General features: G+C 34.2%; 19 protein-coding genes. 16 read left to right on the top strand and 3 right to left on the bottom strand.

The window, feature by feature from the left end; all coding sequences use genetic code 11:
• The first annotated feature begins 9 nt into the window (after window positions 1-9).
• The 7 genes from nadC (at window position 10) to BED47_RS20420 (ending at window position 7,586) form a co-directional block, all read left to right on the top strand.
• The gene (gene nadC, locus BED47_RS20450; protein ID WP_025569223.1) at window positions 10-837 is read left to right on the top strand and encodes a carboxylating nicotinate-nucleotide diphosphorylase; all 828 of its coding nucleotides are present in this window, start codon (window positions 10-12) and stop codon (window positions 835-837) included.
• A 24-nt stretch (window positions 838-861) separates the two neighbouring features.
• The gene (nadA, locus tag BED47_RS20445; RefSeq protein WP_025569222.1) at window positions 862-1,971 is read left to right on the top strand and encodes a quinolinate synthase NadA; all 1,110 of its coding nucleotides are present in this window, start codon (window positions 862-864) and stop codon (window positions 1,969-1,971) included.
• A gap of 211 nt (window positions 1,972-2,182) precedes the next feature.
• Complete coding sequence (locus BED47_RS24460; RefSeq protein WP_069035171.1) at window positions 2,183-4,567, top strand: LysM peptidoglycan-binding domain-containing protein; 2,385 nt, start codon at window positions 2,183-2,185, stop codon at window positions 4,565-4,567.
• Window positions 4,568-4,810: 243 nt separating this feature from the next.
• Window positions 4,811-5,584, top strand: coding sequence for a YhcN/YlaJ family sporulation lipoprotein (locus BED47_RS20435; protein ID WP_069035170.1), 774 nt, complete (start codon window positions 4,811-4,813; stop codon window positions 5,582-5,584).
• Window positions 5,585-5,792: 208 nt separating this feature from the next.
• A complete protein-coding gene (locus BED47_RS20430; protein ID WP_069035169.1) occupies window positions 5,793-6,368 on the top strand; it encodes a TetR/AcrR family transcriptional regulator in 576 nt (191 codons plus the stop codon).
• Window positions 6,369-6,401: 33 nt separating this feature from the next.
• Window positions 6,402-6,860, top strand: a complete 459-nt coding sequence (locus BED47_RS20425) for a GNAT family N-acetyltransferase (RefSeq protein ID WP_069035168.1) — start codon at window positions 6,402-6,404, stop codon at window positions 6,858-6,860.
• A 216-nt stretch (window positions 6,861-7,076) separates the two neighbouring features.
• Window positions 7,077-7,586 (top strand): BofC C-terminal domain-containing protein, encoded by a 510-nt coding sequence (locus tag BED47_RS20420; RefSeq protein WP_069035167.1) that lies wholly within the window; start codon window positions 7,077-7,079, stop codon window positions 7,584-7,586.
• A gap of 69 nt (window positions 7,587-7,655) precedes the next feature.
• On the opposite strand, the gene BED47_RS20415 is transcribed toward BED47_RS20420, so the two are convergent.
• Window positions 7,656-8,267 carry a GNAT family N-acetyltransferase gene (locus BED47_RS20415; RefSeq protein WP_084007019.1) on the bottom strand — a complete coding sequence of 204 codons (612 nt, stop codon included), beginning with the start codon at window positions 8,265-8,267 and terminating at the stop codon, window positions 7,656-7,658.
• A 194-nt stretch (window positions 8,268-8,461) separates the two neighbouring features.
• On the opposite strand from BED47_RS20415, the gene ruvA reads away from it, so the two are divergent.
• The 6 genes from ruvA to yajC all read left to right on the top strand — a co-directional run bounded on the left by ruvA (window position 8,462) and on the right by yajC (window position 12,857).
• Window positions 8,462-9,079, top strand: coding sequence for a Holliday junction branch migration protein RuvA (gene ruvA, locus BED47_RS20410; RefSeq protein WP_069035165.1), 618 nt, complete (start codon window positions 8,462-8,464; stop codon window positions 9,077-9,079).
• 5 nt (window positions 9,080-9,084) lie between these two features.
• Window positions 9,085-10,086 (top strand): Holliday junction branch migration DNA helicase RuvB, encoded by a 1,002-nt coding sequence (gene ruvB, locus BED47_RS20405; RefSeq protein WP_069035164.1) that lies wholly within the window; start codon window positions 9,085-9,087, stop codon window positions 10,084-10,086.
• A complete protein-coding gene (locus BED47_RS20400) occupies window positions 10,083-10,280 on the top strand; it encodes a DUF2905 domain-containing protein (protein WP_056472616.1) in 198 nt (65 codons plus the stop codon). Before ruvB ends, BED47_RS20400 begins: the two co-directional genes overlap by 4 nt.
• A gap of 88 nt (window positions 10,281-10,368) precedes the next feature.
• Window positions 10,369-11,397: a tRNA preQ1(34) S-adenosylmethionine ribosyltransferase-isomerase QueA gene (queA, locus tag BED47_RS20395; RefSeq protein WP_069035163.1), complete on the top strand. Its 1,029-nt coding sequence runs from the start codon at window positions 10,369-10,371 to the stop codon at window positions 11,395-11,397.
• 20 nt (window positions 11,398-11,417) lie between these two features.
• Complete coding sequence (gene tgt / locus BED47_RS20390) at window positions 11,418-12,557, top strand: tRNA guanosine(34) transglycosylase Tgt (RefSeq protein ID WP_069035162.1); 1,140 nt, start codon at window positions 11,418-11,420, stop codon at window positions 12,555-12,557.
• 27 nt (window positions 12,558-12,584) lie between these two features.
• On the top strand, window positions 12,585-12,857 hold the full coding sequence (yajC, locus tag BED47_RS20385; RefSeq protein ID WP_254664636.1) for a preprotein translocase subunit YajC: 273 nt from the start codon (window positions 12,585-12,587) through the stop codon (window positions 12,855-12,857).
• A 126-nt stretch (window positions 12,858-12,983) separates the two neighbouring features.
• Here yajC and BED47_RS20380 read toward each other — a convergent pair whose 3' ends face one another.
• Window positions 12,984-13,367, bottom strand: a complete 384-nt coding sequence (locus tag BED47_RS20380; RefSeq protein WP_069035161.1) for a TIGR04086 family membrane protein — start codon at window positions 13,365-13,367, stop codon at window positions 12,984-12,986.
• 223 nt (window positions 13,368-13,590) lie between these two features.
• Between BED47_RS20380 and BED47_RS20375 the strand changes: the two genes are divergently transcribed.
• Complete coding sequence (locus BED47_RS20375; RefSeq protein ID WP_069035160.1) at window positions 13,591-14,241, top strand: DUF421 domain-containing protein; 651 nt, start codon at window positions 13,591-13,593, stop codon at window positions 14,239-14,241.
• Window positions 14,242-14,754: 513 nt separating this feature from the next.
• Here the strand turns inward: BED47_RS20375 and spoVB are convergent.
• A complete protein-coding gene (gene spoVB / locus BED47_RS20370; RefSeq protein ID WP_069035159.1) occupies window positions 14,755-16,311 on the bottom strand; it encodes a stage V sporulation protein B in 1,557 nt (518 codons plus the stop codon).
• A gap of 156 nt (window positions 16,312-16,467) precedes the next feature.
• On the opposite strand from spoVB, the gene BED47_RS20365 reads away from it, so the two are divergent.
• Window positions 16,468-16,746 (top strand): post-transcriptional regulator, encoded by a 279-nt coding sequence (locus BED47_RS20365; protein ID WP_069035158.1) that lies wholly within the window; start codon window positions 16,468-16,470, stop codon window positions 16,744-16,746.
• 102 nt (window positions 16,747-16,848) lie between these two features.
• Entirely contained in the window at window positions 16,849-19,086 is a 2,238-nt protein-coding gene (secDF, locus tag BED47_RS20360; protein ID WP_069035157.1) for a protein translocase subunit SecDF, read from the top strand.
• The last annotated feature ends 50 nt before the right edge of the window (window positions 19,087-19,136 follow it).

The following is a 19,136-nucleotide window of genomic DNA, read 5'->3' as shown; positions in this document are numbered from 1 at the left end:
GAGAAATTCATGAATACATTAAAAGCTAAAAAAATGATTGAGCAATTTTTACTAGAGGATATTGGGGAAGGGGATCTATCCTCAATTCATATTTTTCCAATGCATGAAAGAACAACTGGAAAAGTACTTGCTAAGGCAGATGGAGTAATTGCGGGTACGGAATTAATCGAAATAACGTATAAATTACTTCATGATGATATAAAAGTAACACTGCACGTTAAAGATGGTGAATCTGTTCAGGCAGGGCAGCTAATTGCAGAAGTAGAAGGACCAGTTCAAGTGTTATTATCAGGTGAAAGAGTTATGCTTAATCTTTTACAACGAATGAGTGGGATTGCAACGCTTACTTCAAAAGCAGTTGAAACATTAAACGACGAAAAAATCAAACTTGTCGATACAAGAAAAACGATGCCAGGTTTACGTTTGTTTGATAAGTATGCAGTTACTTGTGGTGGAGGAGCGAACCATCGTTTCGGTTTATATGATGCAGTGATGCTGAAAGATAATCATATTGCTTACGCAGGTTCAATTAAAAATGCTGTTGATTCATTACGAAATAAATTAGGTCATATGGTCAAAATTGAAGTCGAGACTGAAAACAAAGATCAAGTTCTTCAAGCTATTGAAGCGGGTGCCGATGTCATTATGTTTGATAATCGTACGCCAGATGAAATAAAAGAATTCGTTAAGCTTGTTCCAGAAACGATTGTAACTGAAGCTTCTGGTGGAATTACTTTAGATAATTTAGCAAGTTTTCAAAACTGTGGTGTAAATGTTATTTCTTTAGGCTGTTTAACACATTCGGCAAAAGCATTAGATATAAGCTTCTACTTGTAATAAAGAGGGATTGGAGTGGGGAAAATGAACGTTTTAGATATGATACAAAAAAATGAAGGATATCAAATTCCTGATGAGTATTATACATTATCAACTGAAGAAATGGAAAAAAGAGTAAAAGATATAAAAGAGAGATTAGGTGATGCTCTTTTCATTCCAGGTCATCATTATCAAAAGGAAGAAGTTGTCGTTTTTTCAGATTCGACTGGAGATTCTCTACAACTTGCTCAAGTTGCTGCTAATAATAAAAAGGCGAAGTATATTGTATTCTGTGGAGTTCATTTTATGGCAGAGACCGCAGATATTTTAACGGAAGACGAACAGATCGTTATTTTACCTGATATGAGAGCAGGCTGTTCAATGGCAGATATGGCAGATCACCATCAAACTGATCGTGCATGGGTAGAGTTACAAAAGCTTTTTGGAGACACGATTTTACCGTTAACATATGTTAATTCAACTGCTGCTATTAAAGCGTTTGTCGGTAGAAATGATGGAGCAACCGTAACTTCATCTAATGCTAAAAAGGTTGTTTCATGGGCTTTTACACAAAAAGAACGTATTTTATTCCTACCTGATCAACATTTAGGTAGAAACACAGCATTTGAATTAGGTGTACCATTAGAGCATATGGCAATTTGGAATCCAATAACGGATACTTTAGAATATGAGGGCGATCTAAATAACATTAAAGTAATACTTTGGAAAGGTCACTGCTCGGTTCATGAAAATTTTACAGTGAAAAATATTGAGAATGTACGAAAAAATCATCCAGATATGAGAATTATTGTGCATCCAGAATGTTCAAGAGAAGTTGTAGCAGCAAGTGATGACAATGGATCTACGAAATATATTATTGACCAAATTGAAGCTGCACCTGCAGGAAGTAAATGGGCAATTGGAACTGAGATGAATCTGGTTCAAAGAATTATTAAAAATCATCCTGATAAGGAGATTATTTCATTAAATCCATTTATGTGTCCTTGTTTAACGATGAATCGTATCGATTTACCACATTTATTGTGGTCTTTAGAAAATATCGAAAAAGGTAATATCCAAAATATTATTACAGTTGATAAACAAACTGCAAAAGATGCAATTAAGGCATTAGATAAAATGCTTGAGCTTGCTTAAAAATTAAATAGCAAAAAAATAAAATCATTTAGTACAATATGAGCTAAATGATTTTTTTATAGAAAAAACAAGAATAAAGTAAATACTTATACAAGCTTACTCGTCATAAATTAAAATACCTTCTATCATAAATACAAATATTCAGACATACATTGTTGTGAGGTACTAATGTACAATCCAACGTAGAGGCAATTGGTCAGGAGGGGAAAAGGTGAGAATTCACATAGTAATAAAGGGCGATACCCTTAAGAGCATTGCTCAAAAATATAACATCGACTACGAAGAGATCGTTAAATTAAATGCCCAACTAAGTAATCCAGATATGATCTATCCTGGCATGAAAATAAAAGTGCCAGAAAGGGGAGAAAAGCCAGCCCCATTAGGTTCTAAAAAGGAGGTACAGCAACCTAAGCCAAGTGTTGCTTTGGAGGTAGAAGAAGGAAATGTTCAACCTGTAGCTCAGACACAACCTGCTGTCATGCCGAATACAAAGCCAGTTGATAATAATTTGAATATTAATGTAGAGGTTACACCGACAGTAAAACCTGTAATTCAGGTACCTATTCCACCTGCGAAACCGACTGTATCACCTGCGACAAATAATGCGAATCAACAAGTATCTCCTGTTCAAACTGGAAAACCAAATGCGAACATACCGCAAGTTGTTTCGCCAGTGGCAGTTAAAAATCCGATAAATGAAAATAAATCAAATGTGAACACCAAGGGAGGACAAAGCATGTCAGAGAAAAAGAACTACTTCCCAGGATCATTGGTTTCTCCGTCAACACCAAATCCGCAAGTATCACCAGCGGAAACAGGTAAACCAAATCAACAAGTATCGCCAGTAGCAACAGGAAAACCAAATCAACAAGTATCACCAGTAGCAACAGGAAAACCAAATGTGCAAGTATCACCAGTAGCAACAGGAAAACCAAATGTGCAAGTATCACCAGTATCAACTGGAAAACCGAAAGAGCAAGTCTTACCAGTAGCAACAGGAAAACCGAATATGCAAGTATCACCGGTATCAACAGGAAAACCAAATATGCAAGTATCACCAGTATCAACAGGAAAGCCAAATATGCAAGTATCACCAGTATCAACAGGGAAACCAAATATGCAAGTTTCACCTGCAGCAACAGGAAAACCAAATATGCAAGTGTCACCAGTGGCAACGGGAAAACCGAATATGCAAGTATCGCCAGTATCAACAGGAAAACCAAATGCGCAAGTATCACCAGTAGCTACTAACAAAGCACAAACATTACCAGCATATATGGGGCCAAATAATGCAGCACAAACTTTACCAGCTTATATGGGACCAAATGCACCACAAACACTACCAGCATACTCAGGACCGAATGTACCGCAAACATTACCAGCATATATGGGGCCAAATCCAAACGCAGCTCAAACGCTACCAGCATATGTAGGACCAAACCCAAACGCAGCCCAAACTTTACCAGCATATGCAGGACCAAATCCAAACGCAGCCCAAACTTTACCAGCATACATGGGACCGAACGGAAATTTCCCACAAACATTACCAGCATATATGGGACCAAATGAAAACTTCCCACAAACAATGCCGGCCTATATGGGACCAAACGCAAACTTCCCACAAACAATGCCAGCATATATGGGACCAAACGCAAACTTCCCTCAAACATTACCGGCCTATATGGGACCAAACGCTGGCTTCCCATATTATCCACGAGGTGAGGGAGGGGCATTACCAACATTACCGAGTTTTGGAGCTATGCCGATGTTGCCAGGAGGAGAAGTAACAGGAGCGACTGGAGGAGTGCCAGTAGCACCAGTTCCGCCAACTGCGATGCCAATGCCATTACCTGCACCTGTTCCAACACCTTTACCAGCACCAATGCCAGGAAATACTGGGCAAACAATGCCATCGTATATGGGACCGAATCCAAATACAGGCCAAACGCTACCAGCATATATGGGACCGAATCCGAATTTAGCTCAAACATTACCGGCATACATGGGACCGAACGGAAATTTCCCACAAACATTACCAGCATATATGGGACCAAATGAAAATTTCCCAGCAACAATGCCGGCATATATGGGACCAAATGAAAACTTCCCAGCAACAATGCCAGCATATATGGGACCAAATGAAAACTTCCCAGCAACAATGCCAGCTTATATGGGACCAAACGCAAACTTCCCAGCGACAATGCCAGCGTATATGGGGCCAAACGCAAACTTCCCAGCAACAATGCCGGCATATATGGGACCAAATGAAAACTTCCCAGCAACAATGCCAGCATACATGGGACCAAACGCAAACTTCCCAGCAACAATGCCAGCATACATGGGACCAAACGCAAACTTCCCACAAACATTACCGGCATATATGGGACCAAATGAAAACTTCCCACAAACATTGCCAGCTATGGACTATCCAAAGTTCCAAGGCGGACCAGTTGTTTCACCGTATGCGACTGGACCGACACCAATGTATCGTGATGCATCAGAACCTTATTTTGATCCAAATTCGCAATTATTTACTCCTTATGCACAAAATCAGTCTTCATACGGAGTGCCATATTTTGAGGAAGACGAACAATAAAGAATTTTATTTAAAAAGGCGATTATTTTCTAATCGTCTTTTTTTTATTTTAACTATTTCATACAGGAATTAATTGGAGTAGAAATTGAGTTAACATGTAATAGCCTATAAAGGCTACTTTTTTACTTAAAATGAGTTTCAAACCATCTATTAACAATTTAAAATCCACCTAAAAAGGTCAACCTAACTTTGTAATACAACTTTGGTATTACAATTGGGTGTAAATAAAGGGAGGGTTTTATATTGAATAAAAAAGGTCTTATCGTTGCTACAGGTACGGTGCTAACAGCTTTAACATTATCTGCTTGTGGAACAAACAATAATGCCATGAATGACCATAAAAGAAATGTTGGTTATGAAAAAGTAAACTTCAATAGACCGACAAACCCTTATGCTGTTAATTATCGTTATGAAAACGTAAACTATCCTAATAACCAAGATTATTTCACAAAGAAAAATAATCACTACGGAAATGATCGTATAAATGAAGGTTTAAGTAGTGAGTATTCTAATGATGGCGTTATCCATGACGGAACGTATGGAAGAAATGTCAACAATATGAATAGAAACTACAACATGGATCAAGTTCGCTATAATAACGATCTAAATACAGCTCCTCTTGTACCATATACAAATATTAGTACAAACACTAATATGAATGCGGGTGAACGAAAGTTTGCTGACCAAATTTCTAAACGAGTAGAACAAATGTCAAATGTATCCAAAGCAAGCACGGTTGCTGTTGGTGATCAGGTTCTTGTTGCAGTAGATTTGGTAAATAAAAATGTTGATGAAAGCGCATTTAGATCAAAAATTAAAGACGCTTTATCACCATACACTAGTGGTAAAAAAGTATATGTAACATTCGATGGAACAATTAGAAATAATTTAAATAACATTACAAATAATGTTCCAAATGCCACTAAAAATGTATTATACGATACAAAACAAAATGTTAAACATATGTATCGTAATGTAAAAAATGATGTGAAGGATGCAACCAATCCAAACCGATAAATATTAATTTTTTACATTGAAAAGGAAGAAGCTCATGCTTCTTCCTTTTTAAAGTTTCAGTTTAGGGATACAATTCCCAAAGATTAGTTACTTTTAGTTCTTAGAATAGTTAAATAATTCGTTTGATGAGGGTTCAACAATATGGTAAAGTGATTTTTATATTGACCAAAAGTTTGAAGTGGTCAATTGGGTAACAAGAGAAGTTGAGGTGAGTTTTTTGAAAAAGCAAAATATTTTACAAGCTGCCACAAAGTCATTTACCATTTTTGGCTATAAAGCAACTACAATGAGTCAAATCGCAAAACAGGCAAATGTTGGAAAGGGAACGATTTATACTTTCTTTAAAAATAAAGAAGAATTGTTTGATGAAATCATCAATAATTTGATTACTGAAATGAAATTTTTAGCTGAACAATCCATTCGTGATGAAGATTCATTCATTGAAAAAGCACATAAAGGAATTGAAGTTTTTATAGCCTTTCATAATGAACATGAATTAACAATAAAGTTACTTCAGGAACAAAAAGAAATTGGAACGACTATAGTACATGACGCTTTAAAACGATTGAATCATTCAATCATTCTATACATACAGAAAAAAATTGAAGAAGCAATAGAAAAGAAAGAAATTGTTGAATGTGATCCCGAAATCACCGCTTTAGTCATGTTTCGACTTTATACAACACTTAAAATCGAATGGGAGAAAGAGCATGAAGCACTAAGTCCTAAAAAAATTACAGAGTTATTTAACTTTTATATCCTAAATGGCTTATCAAAAGCGTAGGAGTAAGGTCAGAGGATTAGGAGGAGAAAATTTTTGATTTTAAAACTAGACAATAAAGATAAAAAAATGGCAAATTCAATTTTAAATGTACAGTTACCTGCATATATGGTAGAGGCAAAGTTAATCAATTTTGAAGGAATACCACAATTAAAGGACAATGTCGAAAGTATTAGAGATTCCAAAGAAGTCTTTATCGGTTATGTGATTGAACATGATTTAAAAGGATTTTTGGCCTATTCAGAAGGCGATAATGAATATCAAATATGTAGATTGGTAGTACATCCTAGTTGCTTTAAGCAGGGAATTGCAAGAAAATTAGTTCATTATTTTTTAAATGAAATTGCAAAAAAGAAAAAGGTAATTGTTTCAACAGGATCAGATAACCTACCAGCCATTAACTTATATAAAACTTTTGGTTTTAAATTTCATAAGAAAATTGAAGTGGCACCTAATTTTTTTATATCTCTATTTGAAAATCTATCTGATCATTAAAGATAAAATTACAAAGTTAAAAAGATAAGATTCTTTCATTAGAAAAGATGAAGATCATTAGCTTTCATCCCCCTTCCCTAAAGACAACGCTTTAGGGTTTTTTGTTTAGATATTTATGGCCATTTACTATAAAAATTTTAAACAGTTTGGATAAAGATAAAAGGAATGGTCAAACTAAAAAAGCTTGTATGATTTTGTCTAAAGGAGTGGATGTTTGTGAAAAAGTTCATTTTAATATTTGTTTGTTTACTAGCTTTATTAATACCGGCACAAACTGAAACATTGGCAGCTCATAATGATATTCATCCTAGTTCGAACAAAAAGGGGATTACAATCATTTTACATAAAGTCTATATAAACGGTGAAGTGATTGAAGAAATTTATATTAATCAACACAAAACCCTGGGGCAAGTCAAAAAAGAATTTAAGGGTTGGAAAGTCATAGAAGAAAATGATGATCAAATCGTATTAATGAAAAAAATTAATGATCTTTCTCCTACTTTAAAATCGAAAGGTTATTTAGGAATAAATTCAAATGGAGTTTTGAATTTATATATTGGAGCGCCAAGTGGTAATAATATTATTGAATCTTTTTTTCAAATAGATACGAATAAATTAGAAGTAAATAAACAAAAGCAGCTTGAGAAAGGGATTAAAATTTCGACCAAAAATCATTACGATTATCTATTACATTACTTAAAAGAGTATGAAAGGATCGTAAATTGAATTTCGTATTTCGACTGTGGTCAATCGGTAACGACTAACTAAATATAAAAAATAATCCACAAAGATGATTTATTTTCCTTGTGGATTTTTTGTATTTTTATGGTTCAAGTCATTTTTCCGATCGCGAACTTCCTTTTCCTGAGCTCTTTCCCATTCGTTTCGCAAAATTGAATAAACATACGTATCATGGGCTGTACTACCTTGTATTAAATACTCACGTAGTAGACCTTCATTCGTAAATCCTATTTTTTCAAGGAGTTTTTGGGAAGGGAGATTTTCTGGATAAACGATTGCTCCAATTCGATTTAGTTGAAGAATATCAAATCCATATGATAATAATGCTTTTAAAGCTTCTGTCGCAAAACCTTTTCTCCAATAGTCTGGGTGTAGCTCATAGCCAACTTCTGCCCTTTTGTTTCGTTCTTGGTAGGCTGTAAATCCACAAGTTCCAATTAATTTGTTTGTTTCATTATCAATCATCCCCCAACGGATGCCATTGCGCGTTTCATACATTTCTCTAAAATAGTGAATTACGTCCAATACTTCACTACTATTTTTTAGTGCATCTAGTCCATAATATTTGGTGACATCTTCTCTTGATAAAATATTGAACATTCGATTAAGATCAGTGACTTTGATTTCTCTTAAATAAAGTCTCTCTGTAGTTAGAACTGGAAACATGTTCAAATCGAATAGCCTCCCTATGTATTTTCTTAAGTATCGAGCTTTTAAAAATTTGCTATATTTTTTAGTCATTCTTATATGAACTTTTTAGTTAAATCATATGTATAAAATTTTTATTTTCGACAGCCGACTATTTTTCTCCTTCTTCTATCTATGGTACAATGGAATACATGTAAAAAGGGGAGAAAACCATGTACGAATACATAATTGGAAAGATAGAATGGGTTGGACCAGAATATATTGTAGTTGATCATAATGGAATGGGCTATCAATTATTTACACCTAATCCGTATGTTTTTAGACCTTCAAACGAAATCTTAAAAGTTTATACTCATCATTATGTAAGAGAAGATGTTATGATGTTATATGGTTTTAAAACACTAGATGAACGTACTTTATTTCAAAAATTGTTAAGTGTGTCAGGAATCGGACCTAAAGGTGCCTTGGCAATTGTTGCGACTGGAGAGCCAAATCAAATTGTTCATGCGATAGAAGAAGAGGACGAGGCATTTTTAACAAAATTTCCTGGTGTTGGTAAAAAGACAGCAAGACAGATGATCCTTGATTTAAAAGGTAAACTTGAAAAAGTCTTTGGAGCAGTTCAAGTCGATTTATTTACTGACCTAGATGCTATTGAAGAGAAAGAAAGTGCAGCATCTTCATTAGATGATGCAATTGAAGCTTTAAAAGCATTAGGCTATGCAGAAAAAGAAGTTAAAAAGATCGTACCATTATTAAAGAATGAAAAACTTTCAACTGATGAATATATTAAAAAAGCACTTCAATTACTTTTGCAAGCTAAGAGGTGATGAATATGGATGACCGAATTTTATCAAGTGAAAGTAGTGGCGAGGAATTTGATCAAGAACTTTCACTACGGCCTCAATCATTAAGGGAATATATAGGGCAAGATAAAGTTAAAAAGAATTTGCAAGTTTTTATTGAAGCTGCAAAAATGCGAAATGAGTCTCTAGATCATGTTTTATTATACGGTCCTCCTGGATTAGGTAAAACTACTTTAGCAGCGATTATTGCAAATGAACTAGGTGTTGGATTCAAAACGACTTCAGGTCCAGCAATTGAGCGTCCTGGAGATTTAGCAGCTATTTTGACTTCACTTCAACCAGGTGATGTATTATTTATCGATGAAATTCACCGACTGCCTCGAACAGTAGAAGAAGTACTTTATCCAGCAATGGAAGACTTTTTCTTTGACATTGTAATTGGCAAGGATGCAACTGCTAGGTCGGTAAGGATTGATTTGCCACCATTTACATTAATAGGTGCAACAACTAGAGCAGGACTTCTTTCTTCACCACTTAGAGATCGTTTTGGAGTATTAAATCGGTTAGAGTTTTATACAGTTGAACAGCTAGCATTGATCGTTAAAAGAACAGCAGAGTTATTTGGAATGGAAATTGAAAATGACGCTGCTTTAGAGGTAGCTAGAAGGTCTCGAGGCACACCTCGAATTGCAAACCGTTTATTACGAAGAGTTAGAGATTTTGCTCAAGTTCAAGGAAGTGGAATCATTACCTTTGAAATAGCAAAAGACTCTTTAATTCAAATGCAGGTAGATGAAGCAGGTCTAGACCATATCGATCATAAATTGTTATTAGCTATTATTGAGCGATTTAAGGGCGGTCCTGTTGGGGTTGATACGATTGCAGCTTCAATTGGCGAAGAGTCACAAACGATTGAAGATGTATATGAGCCATATTTACTTCAAATTGGATTTCTTCAGCGGACTCCTAGGGGACGAATTGTTACGGATTTAACATACAAACATTTTGGGTTGCAGGTGCCGGAGCAATGATTGATTTGTCAAAAATTTTAATTACGTTAGGAATTATCTTATTAGTTGTTGGATTGTTTATTCGATTTGTAGGGAAACTTCCAGGCGATATTTTTATAAAAAAAGGAAATGTATCGTTTTACTTTCCGATTGTAACATGTATTATCATAAGTATTTTACTTTCACTTATTTTTTCACTATTTGGGAGAAAATAAATGAGTACGAATATAAATAGAGTTTGGAAAAGGGGATTATGATAATCTTCCTTTCTCCATACTCCTGAAATTTATGAGGTGTATAGAAATGGATGTAAATTTATTTGATTTTGATTTACCTGAAGAATTGATTGCTCAGACGCCTTTGTTGGACCGAGAAGCATCGAGACTAATGGTATTACATAAAGAGTCTGGAAATGTAGAGCATAAACAGTTTCCTGATGTGTTAGATTATTTACAAGAGGGCGATTGTTTAGTTTTAAATGAAACAAAAGTCATGCCTGCTAGATTATTTGGTGTGAAAGAAGATACAGGTGCCCAAATTGAAGTATTATTACTTCAACAAGAAGAGCAGGATGTATGGGAAACATTAGTTAAGCCTGCTAAAAGAGTAAAAGAAGGTACAATCATTTTATTTGGAGATGGAAGATTAAAGGCAGAATGTGTAGGTTCTAGTGATCAAGGTGGAAGAAAATTAAAATTCCAATACGATGGGATATTTTATGAAATCTTAGACCAACTAGGTGAAATGCCGCTTCCCCCATATATTAAAGAAAAATTAGAAGATAAAGATCGTTATCAGACTGTATTCGCAAAAGAAATTGGTTCAGCGGCAGCACCAACGGCAGGTTTACATTTTACAAAAGAACTCTTAGCTAAAGTTCAAGAAAAAGGTGTAAAGTTAGCATTTATTACGTTACATGTAGGTTTAGGTACATTTAGACCGGTAAGTGTAGAATCTATTGAAGAACATGATATGCACTCGGAATACTACTATATGTCTGAAGAAACGGCTGAACTATTAAATGAAACGAAAGCAAACGGTGGTAAAATCATTACTGTTGGAACTACTTCTACTCGCACAGTTGAAACGATTGCTACAGCTAATAACGGTAAGTTTGAAGGGGCTAGTGGTTGGACGTCTATCTTCATTTTCCCAGGATATAAATTTATGGGAATTGACGGGATGATTACGAACTTCCATTTACCAAAATCAACTCTAATTATGCTAATTAGTGCCTTAGCTGGTAGAGAACCAGTTTTAGCTGCTTATAAAGAAGCAGTAGAACAAAAATATCGCTTTTTTAGCTTTGGCGATGCCATGTTAATACTTTAAGAATTGAAAGGAATCGAAAAATGACAGCAATTCGTTATGAACATATTAAAACTTGTAAGCAAACAGGTGCGAGATTAGGAATTGTCCATACTCCACATGGTTCATTTGAAACTCCCGCATTTATGCCTGTTGGAACTTTAGCCACTGTTAAAACAATGGCTCCTGAAGATTTAAAAGCAATGGGATCAGGTATTATTTTAAGTAATACTTACCATTTATGGTTAAGACCTGGTCATGAGATTATTAAAAAAGCTGGTGGCTTACATAAATTTATGAACTGGGATCGTGCAATCTTAACAGATTCAGGAGGATTCCAAGTATTTAGCTTAAGTCAATTCCGAAAAATAGAAGAAGAAGGCGTACACTTCAGAAATCACTTAAATGGCGATAAATTATTCCTTTCACCAGAAAAGGCGATGGAAATTCAAAATGCATTAGGTTCTGATATCATGATGGCGTTTGATGAGTGTCCACCATACCCTGCTGAGTATGATTATATGAAACGTTCAGTTGAGAGAACTAGCAGATGGGCAGAGCGTTGTTTAAATTCACACCAAAGACCAGAGGATCAAGGATTATTTGGTATTGTACAAGGTGGAGAATACGAAGACCTTCGTAAACAATCTGCAAAAGACTTAGTTTCTTTAGATTTCCCAGGCTATGCAATTGGTGGATTATCAGTTGGTGAACCAAAGGATGTAATGAATAGAGTTTTAGAGTTTACGACACCTTTCCTACCAACTGATAAACCAAGATATTTAATGGGAGTAGGTTCTCCTGACTCATTAATTGATGGCGCAATTCGAGGAGTGGATATGTTTGACTGTGTACTTCCAACGCGTATCGCTCGAAATGGTACATGTATGACTAGTGAAGGTCGATTAGTAATTAAGAATGCAAAATATGCAGAGGACTATTCTCCACTTGATCCTAATTGTGATTGTTATGCATGTAAAAACTATACAAGAGCATATATCCGTCATTTAATCCGATGTGAAGAGACGTTTGGAATGCGTTTGACTACTTACCATAACTTACATTTTCTGTTACAATTAATGGAACAAGTTCGCCAAGCAATCCGCGAAGACCGTTTAGGTGATTTCCGAGAAGAGTTTTTTGAACAATACGGTTTTAATAAGCCGAACGCTAGGAACTTCTAAAATTTACATATTGAAAGGAAGATTAAGATGGGTAATGGTTTAATGGGGATTTTACCTCTAATATTAATGTTCATAGTTTTCTACTTCTTACTAATCCGTCCACAACAAAAGCGTCAAAAGCAAACAGCTGCTATGCAAGCTGGAATTAGCAAAGGCGATATGGTTGTAACAATCGGTGGATTACATGGTTTAGTTGATGCTGTTAACGAAGAAAATAATACAATCACTTTAAAAACTGCTGATGGATCACGTATGGTATTTGAAAAAAACGCAATTCGTGAAACAAGAACACAAGCTTAATTTTTTATTAATTGTATCGTAAGAAACGCTAGTTCCATTTTGGAAACTAGCGTTTTATTTATTTTGTAAGAAATTTAAATTAAGTCTGTAGTGGAAAAACTCAAAAAAAGTTGATTATCAGTCTGATTATTTATTATAAGATTTATTACTCGCAGCATTCACTCCAAAAATTGACCCTAACATACAAACACCTAAGAAAATACCATGATACATTATTTGTTCCTGTGAAAAAGTTCGGTCATAGCCAAGAAACTGTACAAAAAATACAAAAATAGAATACGCTCCACTCGTTAATAATCCTAGAATCCAACCTTTTTCTTTCCCTTTAGCTCCTGTAACAAAACCACCAATTAACATTACGATAAATGATAGGATAAGAGTTGTCGTTGTAACACTTGCTTCTGTAAGAGAAGTTAGTTTAAGTAATAATGATAAAATCAAACTAATTGACAATACTAATAATAGAATAGTTAAAAAGCCAAAAGAGACAGCTACAGCTGTTTTTTTCATTCATATTCCCCCTTGTACACTCTTTTAATACAAGCATATTCATGAGATGAATTTTTAGAATACTTATAGAGCAATTACAAATAGTAAAATTATGAACAAAATTCTACTATTATTTTCTTTATGGAAAATTAGTTGTATTTGGACTCATATTTACAGGTTTTAAGCGCTAGCTAAAGAACATGTTTTTTAAAATCAACAAGTTTTGGATGTGAGGGTAAGTAAAATGGAATTAGGTTCTATGACGGTTCGTACCATTTTAATTTATTTAATTATTGCATTTTTCTTTCGGTTAATGGGTAAGAGAGAAATAGGAGAGTTAAGTTTATTAGATTTAGTCGTCTATATATTATTAACTGAAATAGCAGCCATCGGAATTGAAACCCACAATGAACCGATTATAAAAGTGATTTATCCAATGTTTTTAATTGTTGTTATCCAAATAATTTTTTCCTTAATTTCGCTAAAAAGTGTTAAATTTAGAAAAATATTAGATGGACATCCTGTATTAATCATTAGTAAAGGTAAAGTTTTAGAAAAAGAGATGAAAAAACAGAGATATACGTTTGACGACTTATTACTCCAACTTAGAGAGAAGGATATAGGAGACGTACGAGATGTTGATTATGCACTACTAGAGCCTACAGGGAAATTATCAATATTCAAAAAGGAAATAAACGGTGATATAAATTATAGTTCACTCACATTTCCATTAATATTAGATGGCATCGTACAAGAAGATAATTTAAATCAGTATCATAAAGATAAACAATGGTTACTAGAACAGTTAAAAAAACATGGTTATGATGAATTTAAACAAGTATCATATTGCAGCTTACGAGGCGGAGAAATATTTTTTGATAAAAAAGACGAATAATGCAGGAGTAAGAGATAACTGTATCCTGAAGTGGAAAATAACATTAAATATTGTGGTCAGAGTGTTGAAATACTTTAGAGTCAATATGAAAAGTATGAACACTATGTTCCATGGTACATAAGGTTTCTGATTCTCATTGATAAAATAGTTTTTTTACGTTTTTAATTAAATTAATGTTATTTCGCTAAAAAAAAATTATTTAAACCTTTTTTCTACTAAAATAGTCTATAAGGGCATTACCTATAAATAATTATTCTTATTATTTTAAGAGTAATTTTTAAACTTGAAGAGTTGATTGGAACGAAGGGATGCTCGACTCCTATGGGAGATGCAGGAAGGGTGAGACCCCGCAGGAACGAGGAGACTCAGCTCATGCCCCATGGAAAGCGAGCAACCCGTAGTGGAAATCAACAAGACATTACATATTTAATTGACAACTTTTTTTCAACAACAACAAAACCACAAAGTACATTAATTACTTTGTGGTTTTGTTATGATCTATTCTATTATCAATCATCTTGTAATCAGCTTTTTAAAGAATGGGATTCGGATGATCTCATCTTTCTTAACTAGGTTAAATAATAAAATTAATAAGATATACATCAATGTAACAACAGAAATACTTACTAAGGTTTGTACTAATAAAGAAGATGAAAAAACTACATATTCTTTGATGAACTTTCCGACATAAATACAAATACCTAAAATGATTAAACAATAAACATAATCTTTAACAAAAATCGAAAAGTTAATGGCCTTTAATACAGTGAAATAGTGAAGAACTGTTATTGTTACAATACTAATATTCATAGCTAAGGCAACACCGTTAATACCGAACTTTGGATTTGTAGCTAGTAATAAAATACTAGCGATTTTAACGACTGAACCGACAAAGCTATTAATCATAGCTGAATTTGCCAGATTAAGTGCCTGCAATACAGCTTGTAGTGGTCCTTGGAAATAGTAAAAAATAAAGCAAGGTGCTAAAAGTAATATAAAATTCGTAGCTTGGTCACTTTTGTACATTAGTGTTAAAATCGGTGAAGCAAATACGTATAAAATGACAACGGACCAACCACCAGCAATCATTGAGTAACGTAGTGCTTGCTGCAATCTTCTTTCAACAGTTACACGATCCTTTTTGGCCATTGCTTCACTAATCGCTGGCACAAGTGAAGTAGATAATGCATAAGTAATAAACGCTGGTAAAAGTAATAGAGGTAAAGCGTATCCTGCAAGTAATCCATATTGTTTAGTTGCAACAGCTGCACTTACACCTGCAATCGCTAAACTTTGTGAGACAACGATTGGTTCTAAAAACATTGATATTGAACCAATTAAACGACTTCCAGTTGTTGGTAATGCAATACTTAGTAGGTCACTAAGTGTTTTTCTTCCATCTTTAATATTGTTCTTAAATCCTGAAATGAACTTTGCATTTTTTTCTTTCTTAAATACATACAGCATATAAATTAATGAAGCTAATTCTCCTAATACAGAAGAGATAATGGCGCCACTAGCGGCAAATTCAACGCCATATGGTAAAAAAGTTTTAGTACAAACTGCAACTAGTACTATACGAACAACTTGTTCAATAACTTGGGAAAAGGAGGAAGGTCGCATATTCTGTACGCCTTGAAAATATCCTCGTAAAACTGATGAGATTGCTATAATTGGAACAACAGGAGCGATGGCAATTAGTGGGTACATAGTCCTTGCATCCGTTAATAAGTTTTTCGCAATGAAAGGGGATAAAAAAATCATTGCTGTTGTAAAAATAATGCTTAATATGCCAGTTATTGACATTGAAACAGCTAAAATCTTTTTTATCCGATCTTGTCTATTTTGAGCAACTGCTTCTGCAATTAATTTTGAGATGGCAATTGGGAGGCCGAGCTGTGTAAGCGTCATGACCAAAAATAGTGTCGGGACTGCCATCATAAATAATCCTACGCCCTCTTCACCCATAATTCTTGCTACAACAATTCGATTAAAAAATCCTAATATTCTTGTGATAAGCCCTGCAATAAGTAAAAAAAACGTTCCTCTTAAAAACGTTTGCTTTGTCATTACTTTTACCACCTTCTCAAACAGCCTAGAATGATTTACAATTATATATATGCTAGAAATGTAGGCAAGCATGACAAGTTAGTTCAACATCTAGGAAATGAATGTGAAGGTCTAAAATCATTTTTCTAAAAATACAGAAAATTAGGGGGGAAGAGTATGTCGACTTTTCATCAACAAGCTGCAGAATTTAAACCTAAGCTACAGGTGGTAATTGAAAGTAAACTGGATGAATTTAGAATGCTTGGATTCGATACTGTCAGTGAGGATGATTTATGGGAATGCCTCGAAAGAACCTTATGGCGAAAGAAAGAGGATGAACCAAAGCTTTTTCAACTGGTAGAAGACATACTCTCATTAACTGTAAACGATTATATGAATTACATTCGAATCGAAGCATTTAAATCACCTACTTGGCAGTTTGGAGAGTCAGTTTAACCATTAATTGACAATAAAAAAATTGCATTTGTATAATATAAGAATGAAAACATACCATTTTCGTACTAGAACTTGAACTAGTTAGAGGAGGAAATTCACAACATGGTGAAGCGTAACAGAATTGTTGCCTTCTTCTTAATTATTGCTGTATTAGCAGCAGTAATCGGCACAACTGTATTTGGTACCGCGAAAAATATTAAGCTTGGTCTGGATTTACAGGGCGGGTTTGAGGTACTTTACAAAGTTAAGCCGATTAAGAAAGGCGACAAAATTAACAAAAATGTTTTAGTAAGTACAGCAAAAGCTCTTGAAAAACGTGTAAACGTATTAGGAGTAAGTGAACCTAACATTCAAATCGAAGGGAAAGATCGTATTCGTGTACAATTAGCTGGTGTAAAAGATCAAGCTAAAGCACGTGATATTCTTTCTACTGAAGCGAACTTAACAATTCGTGACGTAAATGATAAGGTTCTAATGACTGGGGCGGATTTAAAAGAAGGCGCTTCAAAGCAAACATTTGACCAAATGGGTAAACCTAGTGTATCAATCACATTTAAGGATGCTTCTAAGGTTAAAGATGTTACAAGTAAAGTATTAAAAATGGGTGCTCCAAATAATATGATGGTTATTTGGTTAGATTTCAAAGAAGGACAAGACTCTTTCAAAAAGGAATCTGCAAAAGCAAAACCTAAATTCTTATCTGCAGCTAGTGTAAATCAAGTATTTACAGACGATTCACTTTCTATTGTAGGCTCTACATTTACGGTTGAAAGTGCAAAAGAACTTTCAGATTTATTAAATGCAGGGGCTCTTCCAGTACACCTTGAAGAAATGTATTCAACATCAATCGGTGCAAAATTTGGTACAGATGCTCTGCATGAAACAATTTTTGCTGGAATTATTGGTGTATCAGTTATTTTCTTATTTATGCTTTATTTCTATCGCTTACCAGGTTTAATCGCAAGCATCATGTTAATGGCTTATACTTACGTAACATTACTTGTATTTGACGGCATGAATGCGGTATTAACACTTCCAGGTATTGCGGCATTAATCCTTGGTGTTGGTATTGCGGTCGATAACAATATTATTACTTTTGAGAGATTGAAGGACGAGCTTAAACTAGGAAAATCAGTAGCATCTGCTTATCGTGCAGGTAATCAGCGTTCATTTGGAACGATCTTTGATGCTAATATTACAACTTTACTTGCTGCTGTGGTATTGTTCTCATTCGGTACAAGCTCAGTAAAAGGTTTTGCAACAAGTTTAATTGTTAGTATTTTAGTAAGCTTTTTAACTGCAGTATTCGGTACTCGTTTATTACTTTCTTTATTAGTTCAAAGTCGTTACTTAAATAATAAGAAAACATGGTTTGGTATTAAACAAAGTGAAATTCTTGGTTTAAATCATAACTTAGCACATCCTCCTACAAAATATGATAAAGTCGATTTTGTAAGCGTTGGTCGAAAATTTGTTTATTTTTCAATCGTTACAGTAGTTGTAGGGGTTATTATACTTTCTATTTTCCGATTGAATTTAGGAATTGATTTTGCAAGTGGTACACGTGTAACATTTGAATCAAAAACAGCAGTTACAAAACAAATTGTTAATGATGAAATTTCAAAAATGAACTTGAAGCCTGAAAGTATTACTGTTTCTACAAATGATGCAAAAACAGGTTCAATCGTATTTAAAGGTGTATTAACGAAAGATCAAATTAATGATTTGAAAAAGGATTTTACAGGTAAATTTGGGGTAGAACCAAACGTAAGTACTGTTGATCCAGTTGTTGGTAGAGAATTAGCAGCTAATGCCATTAAAGCATTAATTATCGCATCAGCAGGTATTATTCTTTACGTATCATTACGTTTCCAATTCTCATATGCAATTGCTTCAGTAATTGCCCTACTACATGATGCATTCTTCATTGTTGTAGTATTTAGTATCTTTAGATTAGAAGTAGATATCACATTCATCGCAGCGGTTCTAACGATTGTTGGTTATTCGATTAATGACTCGATCGTTACATTTGACCGAGTTCGTGAAAATATGAAGCTTAAGAAGAAAATTCGTTCTAGAGAAGAATTGAAACAGGTTGTTAACGAATCAATTCGTCAAACTTTAGGTCGATCTGTTAAAACAGTTCTTACTGTACTATTAGCAGTACTTGCATTGCTTTTATTCGGAAGTCATGCAATTCTTAACTTCTCACTTGCATTATTAATAGGTTTAGTTGTTGGAACATATTCTTCAATCTTTATCGCTTCACAAATTTGGTTATTTATTAAAGGTCGCCAACTTGATAAAAACCAAGTAATCGATGTTGAAGAAGCTAAATAAATTTAAAAGAGTATAAGCTCATGCTTATACTCTTTTTTGTATTAAATTCA

Source organism: Gottfriedia luciferensis (assembly GCF_001712755.1).
Lineage (GTDB): Bacteria > Bacillota > Bacilli > Bacillales > Bacillaceae_G > Gottfriedia > Gottfriedia luciferensis_B.
Note: the sequence above shows the minus strand (reverse complement) of the source record. Positions and strands in the feature narration are given on the sequence as shown.